This is a genomic window from Allobosea sp. 05T422_2, assembly GCF_056396265.1.
In genome coordinates, this window is record NZ_JBFTLD010000226.1 from 1 (window position 1) to 11342 (window position 11342).

General features: G+C 66.9%; 8 protein-coding genes. All 8 read right to left on the bottom strand.

The window, feature by feature from the left end:
• Positions 1-355, bottom strand: a 355-nt coding sequence (locus AC1DJT_RS27935; RefSeq protein WP_476835306.1) for an efflux RND transporter permease subunit, incomplete at its 3' end; no start/stop codon positions are given.
• A gap of 2 nt (positions 356-357) precedes the next feature.
• Complete coding sequence (locus AC1DJT_RS27940; RefSeq protein ID WP_441506847.1) at positions 358-1488, bottom strand: efflux RND transporter periplasmic adaptor subunit; 1131 nt, start codon at positions 1486-1488, stop codon at positions 358-360.
• Between the two features lie 184 nt (positions 1489-1672).
• The gene (locus tag AC1DJT_RS27945; RefSeq protein WP_441506846.1) at positions 1673-1936 is read right to left on the bottom strand and encodes a hypothetical protein; all 264 of its coding nucleotides are present in this window, start codon (positions 1934-1936) and stop codon (positions 1673-1675) included.
• A gap of 156 nt (positions 1937-2092) precedes the next feature.
• Positions 2093-4285, bottom strand: a complete 2193-nt coding sequence (locus AC1DJT_RS27950) for a hypothetical protein (protein WP_476835307.1) — start codon at positions 4283-4285, stop codon at positions 2093-2095.
• Positions 4276-5295, bottom strand: a complete 1020-nt coding sequence (locus tag AC1DJT_RS27955) for a family 8 glycosyl hydrolase (RefSeq protein WP_476768205.1) — start codon at positions 5293-5295, stop codon at positions 4276-4278. The genes AC1DJT_RS27950 and AC1DJT_RS27955 overlap by 10 nt, the downstream gene beginning before the upstream one ends.
• Positions 5292-7769, bottom strand: a complete 2478-nt coding sequence (locus tag AC1DJT_RS27960) for a cellulose biosynthesis cyclic di-GMP-binding regulatory protein BcsB (RefSeq protein ID WP_476835308.1) — start codon at positions 7767-7769, stop codon at positions 5292-5294. The genes AC1DJT_RS27955 and AC1DJT_RS27960 overlap by 4 nt, the downstream gene beginning before the upstream one ends.
• A complete protein-coding gene (gene bcsA, locus AC1DJT_RS27965; RefSeq protein ID WP_476835309.1) occupies positions 7766-9952 on the bottom strand; it encodes a UDP-forming cellulose synthase catalytic subunit in 2187 nt (728 codons plus the stop codon). Before bcsA ends, AC1DJT_RS27960 begins: the two co-directional genes overlap by 4 nt.
• A gap of 26 nt (positions 9953-9978) precedes the next feature.
• Positions 9979-10911, bottom strand: a complete 933-nt coding sequence (bcsN, locus tag AC1DJT_RS27970) for a cellulose biosynthesis protein BcsN (RefSeq protein ID WP_476835310.1) — start codon at positions 10909-10911, stop codon at positions 9979-9981.
• Positions 10912-11342 lie beyond the last annotated feature (431 nt).

The window sequence follows — 11342 nt, forward strand, 5'->3', positions numbered from 1 at the left end:
GCTGCGGCTGGGCCAGCGACGAGCGGTTCTGGACATTGACGGTATTGATGTCCGGGTTGGTGCCGAGCGCGAAGGTGACGTTGAGCGTGTAGCTGCCGTCGGCGCCGCTGGTCGACTGGTAGTAGAGCGCGTTGTCGACGCCGTTGATCTGCTGCTCGATCGGCTGGGCGACGGTGGTCTCGACCACCTCGGCATCGGCGCCGGGATAGCTCGCGGTCAGGGTGACCTGCGGCGGCACGATATCGGGGAACTGCGCAACCGGGATCGTGAAGATGGCGATGAGGCCCGCCAGCGTGATGACGATCGAGACGACGAAGGCGAGGCGCGGYCGGTCGACGAAGATCGACGAGATCACGTCTAGCTCCCGCTTGCCGGAGCAACGGGCGTGGCGGAGACGGTCAGGCCGGGGCGCACCTTGAGCAGGCCTTCGACGATGACGTTCTCGCCCTCGGTCAATCCGGTTTCGACGACGACATCGGCGTCCTGCTGCGGGCCCAGCTTGATGCGGCGCTGCTGGGCCTTGCTGTCCTTGTCGACGACCATGACATAGCTGCCGGCCTGATCGACCTGGACGGCCGCCTGCGGCACGACGAGGCGTGCCTGCTGGCTCCGCTCGCGGACCTCGACCGAGACGAATTCGCCGTCGATCAGCTGGCGATCGGGGTTGGGCAGCGAGGCCCGCATGGTCACGGTGTCGGTCTGCTGGTCGACCTGCGGGTCGGTATAGTTCCAGACGCCGGGATGGGGGTATTCCTTGCCGGAGGACAGGCGCACGGTGATCGCGATCTTGCTCTGGCTGCCGTCCTCGCGCCGGCGCGCCTCGCGGAGTTCCTCGAGCTGGCGCACGCTGACCTGGAACAGGACATACATCGGGTCCTGGCTGACRATGGTCGCGAGCGGGTTGCTGCTGGGGCCGACGAGATTGCCCTGCGTATAGGCCGTGCGGCCGATGCGGCCGGCGATCGGGGCGATGATGTCGGTGTAACCGAGATTTTCCTTGGCCTGGGTCAGTGCCGCCTGGTTCTGCAGCACCGAGGCATGGGCGACGTCGAGAGCGGCGCGGTTGCTGTCGAGCGTCGCCTGCGAGACGGCCTGCGTCTTCACCAGGTCCTGCGAGCGCGCATAGGTGAGCTGAGCGTTGAGCTCCTGGGCCTTGGCGGCGGCGAGGTTGGCCGTCGCCTGGTCGAGCTGCGCCTGATATTGCACCTTCTCGATCTGGTAGAGCGTGTCGCCGGCCTTGACCTCCTGCCCCTCGGTGAACTGGATCTTGTCGAGGAAGCCCTGCACGCGGGCGATCAGCGCCACGCTTTCGGGCGCCTTGATGCGGCCGACGAAGGAATAGGACCAGGTCACGCCCTTCTTGGTGGCGGGCTGGATGCCGACGGCGGGCGCAGGCGGGGCGGCCGGAGGTTGCGCGGCTTGCCGGTCGTTGCAGGCGCCGAGCGCCAGCGCCATCACCGCAATCGAGACAAGCAACCGGAACGTCATCCGTATGCCCCGCAATGATCGATCCCGGGGATGCAAGCCCCCAGGAACCCAAGTCCCGTAGGATCGAGACCCGCTGGGACCTGCGCCCATGGTGACAAACTTCCGGGCGCTTGCACAGAGCCCGGCTGATGCCGAAACCGCGAGGGGCTGGGTTCGCCGAGGCTGTCGGCGTCTCCGTGACGGTTCAGAGCGGTTCGACTACGTCGGGATTCATGGCGATGAAGAGTTCAGCCTGACGCGCGAACAACATCCAGGCCGGATCATTCTCCGACCGTCCGGCGTGGCAGTGCATGATCGTGAAGATCGCCACCGTTCCGGCCGGCTGCTCGGGGTCGATGCGCGCGGCGCGACACATCGCCCTGGCAATTCTCTGGACGCGCGGATCATCCCGACGACCTGCCGCGCTCACCCCCGCGGCCACGGGTTTGGCTTCGTCGATCAGAGGCATGGCGGACCTCCCGTCCTGTCATAAGCTGATGCGAGACAGTCAAACGATCGGCCCGGCTATCGGTTCCCGCGGCAAAGACTCGCGCCTTTGTCGGTTGGCCATACGCGGGAGATGAAGCGGTGCTCGCCCGGCCTCAGTCACTGACCGTGCGCGAAATCAGTACCTGTTCTGGCGCGTCACATCGCCGATCGCGGTCAATCCGGCCAGCGCCTGCGGCGACCCGTTGCTCCTGTAGAGCGCCGTGAAGACCCTGCTGGCATCGGTGTAGCGGCCGAGATGGAAGTAGGACCAGCCGCGCATCATCATCAGGTCGGTGGTTTCGGGAGCAAGACGGGCACGTTCCGACAGGGTTACCAGGGCGCCGTTGAAGTCCTTGTTGTCATATTGCGCATAGAACCGCTCGGAGAGCAGCAGCGCCGAGAGTTCGCGGCGCTGCGCGGGAGCCGGATTGGTCTGCGCCGCCGCGACATTGGCCTCCGCCGTCAGGCCTTGCTGGAGCTTCGCATAGGTCTTGCCCATGGCCGCGTCGGCCGCGACCTGGCCCGAGCTGCTGCGCATCGCGGCCTCGAAAGCCTCGGCCGCAGCCGCAGGGCGCTTCAGGTTGAGCAGGCACCAGCCGCGCTGCAATGCTGCCGCGCCCGACTGGCCATTGCCGCAACTGCCGGAAGCGGGCGCTGCCGCCTGGCGGCGCCGGACAGGCTCAGCGTCGCTATCGGCCTGGACGGTCTGGACGGTCTGCCGGGCTGCCCGGGAGCGCACCGGGCGGCTCAGTGCGGGTTCGATCGGGTCTCGCTCGCGTATGACCGGCACGGCCGGAGCGGCGACATCATCCCGGCGCTGCTGCTGGTCACGCGCATCCTGGCCATGCGCATCTTGGCCGCGCGAGGCGCGGTTGCGGCGCGGATCGAGCAGCGCGGCGATCCGTTCGGAGCGGCCGCCCCAGTCGTTGACGATCGCGCGCAGGCCGGCCTGGTCCCGCAGGCGCTGCCGTGCCAGGGCAAGCCCATAGGCGGCCGGCTCATAGCCACGGTCCCAGGAGAGGGCGGTTTCGAACCATGTCTCGGCCGGGGAGGTCTGGCCGGCATTATAGGCATACCAACCGAGACCGGCCGCGCCTGGCGCGTAGCGGTCGGTCGCAACGGTCTTCGCGATCCGCTCGACGACGGCGCGATCCAGCTTCGGAGCCGGTTCCTGCGTGATCAGCGACGTCACCGCGTCGAGATAGGCCTTGCGGTTGGCGGCGCCTGCGTCCAGCCATTGCGAACCCAGCGCCTCGGCCTCGCGATATTTGCGATTGGCGGCCAGCGCGAGCACCGCGCCTTCCGCCGCCTTGGCTCCGCCCTTGCGCTGCAAGACGGACTGGAACAGCGCCTCCGCCTTGACCGGATCATTGTGGCGCAGCGTGTAGAAGCCGAGCAGGATGGCATCGTCCGGCGTCGTCGCGGCGTTCGCAAGCGCCTCGACCCGCCGGATGTCGTCGGCGGATACGGTGAGCTYGGTATCCTCGGCAGCCCGCCCGATGCGCCGCCGCGCGATCTCGTCACGGATGCTGGAGAATTCGGTCTGCCTCTCCTGCGCCAGAAGCGCGTCCGTCAGCGTATCGGGCAGCGTCGCCAGCGCCTTCTGCATCGTCCCGATCCGTTCTGCCGGGGTGTTGCAGTTGCCCAGCACATAGGAATAGGCGTCCCGCGCCCGCTCGGGCTTGCCGGTCTGCACGAAGGCCTCGGCCACCCGCCACAGCGCATCGACATTCGCGCAGGTCAGCAAGGCCGGCGTCTCGGTGCCGATCCGGATCACCTGCTCCCATTGCCGCGCATTGGAGGCATTGACCAGCCGCTGCGCCGCCTCGGCGGCGTCGAGCCGGGCGACGAGATCGACAGGCGCACGCCAGTTCGGCTCTCTGGTGCCGCGTTGCGCAATCGCGGCCCGGACCTCGGCGATCTTGCCTTCCGAGAAGAGCTTCCAAAGCCGCTCGAGCTCGGGATCGCCGGTTTGAGCCGGAGACGTCAGGTCGGCGGGAGGCTTCCATTCCGGATAGAGGGCGCGCAGCCGGGCAAGCTCGGCCTCCAGGCGCCGCGTGTCGCCCTGAGATGCGAAATAGCGCAAGGCACTCTCGTCGACGACGGGGGGCCGCTGCGCCGGTTGGCCGGKCGGGGTCGCCGGCGGCTGCGCCTGAGCGAGTTCCGGCGCGGGTTGCTGGCTGTCAGGGGAAGAGCTTCCGGCCGCGGCCGCCTGACGGATCGCCGCAGGCGGCGTCAACGACAGATCGACCTCCCGGCCATGGCGGCCGAAGGCATAGAACGCGGCACTCGCGAGGACGATCGCCAGGACGGCGTATTTCACATGCATTGCGGATACCTCTCGCGGAGCATCGAGAGGGACAGAAGATGCAGGGTCGAGGGATAATAGGCCGTCGGCTGGAAGGTCTTCAATTCCGCCGGGATTGGCGTCTTGTCGAGCGCGCAGGCCATCGCGGCCGCGAGAATGCGATAGCCGGCGTCGGGCAGCGGCTCGACGGGATTGCCGGTCTTGACGTCGATCACGGCAGTCCCGCCGGCCCATGCCTTGCGGAACGGCTCCATGCGCGCCTTGTCGGCCAGCCCCGCCCGCATCAGATAGAGCGGGATGCGGATGGCGTTGTAGCCGAACTGGGGCGGGAAGCCGTCGGCAGGCCTGGGCGTGTCCTTGATCGAGACCCAGTCCGGCGCCAGCATCTTCGCCTTGGCAAGCGTGTCGAGCAGTTTCAGGCCGCTCGCCTGCACCTGCATCCAGCTCTGATCGCCGGTGAGCTGCGCGAGCGCCGGCAGCGCCTCGAACACCCAGTAGGATGGATTGACCACGGGCCCGTCGGGCCGGTCCTTCTCGGAAAAGCCGACCGCGCCGGGCATCAGCCAGGTCTCGCCACCGCGCTTCAACAGCGCGACCTTGGCCAATGACCGGGCGATCTGGCGCGCCGCCGCCGTGTAGGCCGGCATGGCCCAGCGCGCGCCGGCGCAGGCAAGGGCCTCGGCGATCAGCAGATCGCCGTCGCTGGCATTGTTGATGTCGGTGACATGGGGGCTCGCCTTGGGGTCCCAGCGCCAGGCCGCGAGCCCGTCGTCGCGGATCAGGAGCTCTGTGCGCGTGAACGCGAATATGCTGGCGAAGCTGCTGCGGTCGCCCGCGAGACAGGCGAGCAGCAGGCCATAGCCCTGGCTCTCGCTATGGCTGATCCCGCCATTGGCATCGTCGATCACGCGCCCTTCGGGCGTGACGAATTTTTGCCGGTAGAGCTCCCATGCGCCGTCGGGGAGGGAGGCAGACAGGGCCGATGTGAGAAGCATCATGGTGGCTGAGAATGTAGCCAGGAGCTTTCTCATGAGCGCCGCCCCAACCGTCCGAGCATCAACGCGGTGCCGATGCCGAGGCTGATGCAGGCGGCCAGGAGCGTCAGCGCGTAGGTGCCGATATTGCTCGACATCCAGTTGGCGAGGACGAGGCGCATATTTGTCAAGCTGAAGGGCCGCGTCATGAAGAAGGAGGTGCGGTCGGCGGAGAGGACATGTGTTTCCTGCCCACCCCGGAAAGCCGTGATCCTGCCGGCCATGGCAGCCCAATTGCCCGGCGTCACGATCCGGGCAACGCTGCTCTCGAGCGCCTCTTCGCGCCGGGCGACGAAGGCGGTCCAGACCTGCCGGGTATCCGGATCGGCGGCCTGGGCTGCGATCAGGTCGGTTCCCTCGGCAGGCTCGTAGAGCGAAGACGAGCGCGACGGTGTGCGCAATTGGGCAAATGACAGGTCGAAGGTGCGCTGCAGCCAGCCGTCGAAGGCAACGAGATAGCGGGCCAGCGGGCCACCGAGCGAGTTCCGCCACCGGTCGCGGATCTCGTTCGTGGATTGCGGCACGCCGCCTGAATCTTCCGGTGTCGTCTGGCGGCCCTGGAAACGGTTGAGCACGGCGTCGAACACGGCCGTGCCATCCGCATCGGGCGAGACCACGACGGCGTCGGCGCGCTGTGGCCATGTGGTGCGGACGGTGTCGGCGATGCCGACGCGCGGCAGCAGGCCGCTTGGCAACTGGCCGACGGCGCCGACGATCAGCGCCGGGCGATCTCCCACGGTGGCGGCGTTCGCCAGCGGATCGACCGCGATGGGCCGGCTGGCGCGCTGGGCCAGGCGCGCCAGCAGAGTCGCCGCCGCACCGTAATTGGCGGCATCGAGCCGGCCCATGACCAGGGCCACGCGCGGCGCCACCGAGTAGGGAAATCCCGTGCCGGAAACGGCGGCGAGGTTTGGCTTGACGCCGATCTTCGCGAAATCCGGAACGGCCAGCGAGGTGGCATCGAACAGCGCGAAACGGCTCTTGCCAGGCAGCGTCGCGCCGGGCCCGCAGCTCAGATCGGTTCTCGCGATCGTGACGGCCTCGAGCCAGAGCTCATTGATCCCCGGCCGGAAATGCCGCATCGGCACGGTGATGGGGAATTGCTGGAACAGGCCGCCGGTCGTCGTGTTGAGCGGCACGGTCGCGGCGACATTGCCGTTGACGAAGATCTMGATATGGCTGACGCCGGGCAGGACCTCCGCGGAATAGGCGCCGTCGAGAAGAAGCGTGGCCTCACCGTAGGCGTTCGCAAAAAAGTCGCCGGGCATTGCGACGACGGCGCGCACCCGCATGCGCCGGCCGGTCGATTCCTGGGTGGGAACGCCGAGATCGGCGAAGCGCAGCACCTGCCGGCCCGTAACGTAAGGTGGGTTCGGCGTGTGCCAGCTCGCCGTATCCATGCTTGTGCGGTTGATATTGGTCGGCCTCGAAACCGGCTCGGTCAGGATCTTGGCGACGACCGCCTCGATATCCGGCCAGCCCTGGCCCGTGACGAGAAGTGTGGCCGGACCCAGCTTCGGACTGGCGACGAAGCCGAGGAAGCTGCGGGTGGCCGCTTCCTCCGGGATCGAGCCGAGTAGCTCGCCCAATTCGTTCGCTGTCCCGATCACAACCGTCAGCGAGCCCGGCCGCAGCCGCTCCGGCGGCCGTTCGGAAACCCGCACCACGACCTGCCCGAAGCGCCCGCGCAGGGCCACGGCCTGGGCTACGGCGAGAATGGTGTTGCCCGCGATCGCCCGCGACGCGCTGGGCGCCACGATGTTGATCGTCGTCTGGCCGCTTTCGTCCCCGCCGATCGACGGCAGATCGTCGATGCCTCGCAAACGCAGCTGCGCGGCATCGGGGCTGCGAAAGCTCAGTCGCGTGCCGGCACCGTCGATGCGCGTCCAGAGTTCATAGGTGGATGCCAGGGTGCAATCCGTGCGGTGGCGCTGCACGACCTCGAAACCGATCGTATTCTCGCCTGCGCGCAAAAGCGCCTTGCGGATCGCGACCGAGAGCCGCGCCAGCCGGTCCGACGATGCAATCGGCTGCTCGATGACGCGCTCGCCATTGATCCGCACGGTCAACCGCGAGGCTTCCGGCATCACGACGAGGGCATTCTGGAATGCCACGTCCAGGTTCAGATCGGCAGCGGCTTCGTCCTGCGTCAGGAAGAAAGCCCAGTTGCGGCTGTCGCTCTCGCCTTCCAGGGTGACGCGGGCGGCAGGAAGCAACGGCTTGAACGCAAAGGGGACGGGCGCAGTCGCTGCCGTCGCGGACTTCGGCGGCTGGCTCGGGGCAGGGGGCTCAGCAGCAGGTGCAGCCGGTGCCACGGGGGGCTTTGCGGCCGGCGGCTGCTCCGGAGGCGCGATCATGAACGGGGCCGGCTCGGCCGGGGCTGGCTGCACGCGCCCGTCCTGGGCCATGCTGGCGCCGCAGAACAGCGGCAGGGCCATGGCGGCCATCAGGGAGAATGGCTGCAGCCTCATTCCGCTGGCCTCGCCGGTGTCGCCGAAGAGCGTGTCAGGCGGTAAAGGCCGAAGAAATAAGACAAGCCGCGGCTCGTCTGGAAGATCGCGATCCGCAGGAAGCGGATCGTGCCGTAGACGACCCCCATGTTCTGGCGCCGCGCCTTCTGGAACAGGGTCCAACGCTCGGCGTCGGAAAAGGCGAGATCGGCGATCATGCGGCTGTGCAGGGCTTCGCTCGGGGCGTAGCGGCAGCCCATCAGCAAACCCTTGTCGTCAGGCGCCAGGCGCATCACACGCACCGGCAGCGTGCCGGCCGGCATGTTGATCGTGGTCTCGAAAGAAATGAGCGCCTCGCTGCCGACAGGCAGCTTGTCGAAAACATGGGACAGAACGCGGATGCCGACGCCGTCGACGGAGGCGTTCTCGGTGACGATCGGCGCGGTCTGCCCGTCGATGGTGATCTCGCCGCGTCGCCGCACTGCGAAGCGCCGGGCCGCGCGCCCCTCCGGCCGCTCGGAGACGACGCCGAGCGCGCAGCCCGCCATCAGCAGGTTGAGCAGGTTCCAGAGGCCGACGACCACCGTCGTGTCGGCATTGTAGGGCTCGGTGATGATCCGCCAATAGGTCGCGACGACACCGAGCGCCAGGACGCCGAAAATGATGAAGAACGGCAGCCCCAGCTCGGAGACGCGACGGGTTTCCAGAGATTCGTTCTTGGCCGTGACCTTGAAGGTCGGCTTGCCCGGATTGATGAGGACCGAGACGACCGCAGGCAGCAGGTAGACCGACTGGATGAACTCGTAGAGTTCCGAGATCCATGGCCAGCGATAGCGGCCATAGAGATAGTTCTGCATCATCAGGTTCACGAYCATRTAGCTCAGGATATAGGCGAAGAACTCCGCCCCCGATGCCGTGAAGATCTGCAATCCGAAGAACAGGTAGAACAGAGGCGAGATCAGGAAGATCCAGCGCGCGAAGGGAAACAGCCAGAACAGCGCCGAGGAGCAGTAGCAGAGCCGCTGCGGCAGCGAGAGACCGGTTTTGAACAGCGGGCGATGATAGATCAGGATCTGCATCATGCCCTGCGCCCAGCGCGAGCGCTGCCCGATGAAGCTCGCAAAGGTCGCCGGCTGCAGCCCGGCGATCAGCGGCTTGTCGACATAGACGCTGTGCCAGCCGGTGGCGTGCAGGGTGATCGCCGTCTCGGCGTCTTCCGTGATGCTACGTCCAGCGAAGCCATTGGTGGTCTTGAGTGCCTGGCGGCGCAGCACCGCAGCCGAACCGCAGAAGAACGAGGCGTCCCATTTGTCGAGACCGCGCTGGATGATGCCGTAGAACATCTCGTTCTCGGACGGCATGTATTTGAAGGTCTGGAGATTKCGCTCCAGCGGGTCGGGATTGATGAAGAAATGCGGCGTCTGCACCAGGAACAGCTTCGGGTCCTGGCCGAAAAAGCCCACGGTCTCCGCGAGGAAGGACCGTGCGGGCGCATGATCGGCATCGAAGACGACGATCAACTCGCCTTCGGAGTGAGCGATACCGTTGTTGAGGTTACCGGCCTTGGCGCTGATATTGCGCTCGCGCGTCAGATAGGTGACGCCGAGGCCCTCGCATAGCTTTTGCAGCGTCCCCCGGCGCTCCTTGGCGGCGTTGGCGGCCACGAAATTATCCGCGTTGCACTTCTCGTCGGTTCCGCCATCGTCGAGGAGAAAGACCTTCAGGCGATCGGCCGGGTAATCCATCGCGAGCGCAGCCGCGAGCGTCGTCGCCAGCAGGTCCGCCTCTTCGTTATAGGTCGGCACGAAGACGTCGACGGTGGGCGCATTCTCCAGGTCGACCGGCGGTGTCTTGCGCGGCGGCAAGGGCAGCGCGACCACGAACAGGCTGAGAAACAGCATGCCGATATTATAGAACTCGGCGAGATAGAGGATCATCGCCGGGATGAAGTCCTCGATCTGGTTCGCCGGCGGCAAGGTGCTCGTCGTGCGCCAATAGATGTAGCGCAGCACGATCGCCGTTCCCAATCCCAGCGCGATCAGCCGCCAGACGCCGTCAGGCCGCAGGAACTTCAGCGCGATCATCGCCGTGACCACGATCGCCCCCGCGATCAGATGCGCCTGCAGGCTGATCGGCAAGGTGATCAGCACCACGACCAAGGCGGCGATCACAGCCCAGACGATGACGTAGATCGTTGTTCGCATCGGTCTTCAGGTGATCCTGGTTGCGGTCAAGGCGACAAGGGCGGCGGAACGGTCGGGTATCCTTCCAGGGGTCGGTCCGGCAAAGGCCTGTCCGGGACAGGGTCTCTCACCTCGGTACGGGCCGGCTGCGGACGTTTCGGGCGGGCAACCGGAGGTGGCCGCTCGACCGCATCAGGCAGGAATGCCTGGGGCATGGATGCCTGGGGCAGGGGATAGATCGGCGCGCCGGCCTCGCCGAGATCGGGGGACGGCGATGGCGCATCCCCGATCGGGTTCCAGCCTGCGCGCCTGAGCGAGGCGTTGACGGAAAACCCATAGGCGAGGCGCAGCAAGGCGGCTTCCGACGCTCCCGGCGCACAGATCCGCAGGCGCACGGAGATCACGCCCGATCTGGGGCGGAAAAGGCTGTCATCGCTTGCGACGCGCTGCCAGGCGTAAAGACAGCCATCGCCCCCGGGGCCGCGGCCAAAGGCATAGCCGAACGGGCCGTAGCGGTTCTGCACATAGGCGGCCGACGGCACCATGGCGACGCCCGGAAGCCGCTCCTCCATCTCGCGCGCGATCGCGAAATCCTCGATGCTCGGAAGCGAGAGGAGCCTGCCTTCCACACCATTCGTATCGGGAACATCCGCCGCCGTCAGGAAGGCGGCATAGATCGCATTCTCGCCCGGCGTCCGGCCTCGCGTGGCGAGCGTAACGGTCTGGGACACGGCATTTTCGTAGCTGCGCTGCGTGACGTTCACGACCGCTGGCCCGCCCGGCGGCAGCACGATGAGGGCGCGGCTCGGGTCGACGGCGATGGAGCGTGTTGCAAACGACAGTTCGGCATCCGTCAGCCTCTGCTCACCGCAGCCTGCCGCCATCGCACCCAGCAAGGCCGCGGCGGCAAGGGTTGCGAGCCGCCCCCTGGTCTGGCCGCGAGCCGGGCCGAGCGCCGGACGCAGGCCGGACACGCTCATCGGCACGCAGGCCGGTGTCTTGGAGCGATCGACATGTCGGAACCATTGATTAACAAAGATTAACACGTTCTTACCGCAGGCTGATGCGGCCAGTCTTTGGCCCTCGATCGAATCATACCTGCCAGTACAGACAATTCCGGCACCGGCACCAACCCCTGTCGAGCGAGCGCAGTGGGAGAATTTGGAATACTGGCGTTCTCATCCCCCATAATCTTTGCGATGGTCGCCGGGGACTGCCTCGACACTCGGCAGGCCTTCTCTGTTCCGGATTGAAAGCCGGCGAAGCGGATGATCTGGAATATCCTTGTCGCCGGCGTCGCAGAAGGGAGGGGGCTTGCCGCCATGACTAGCGCAGCTGCGGACGGGATGCGGCGAGATCGTTGCGGATCGCGGTCGCGGCCACGCCGGCCTGACCCATGGCATGACTGATC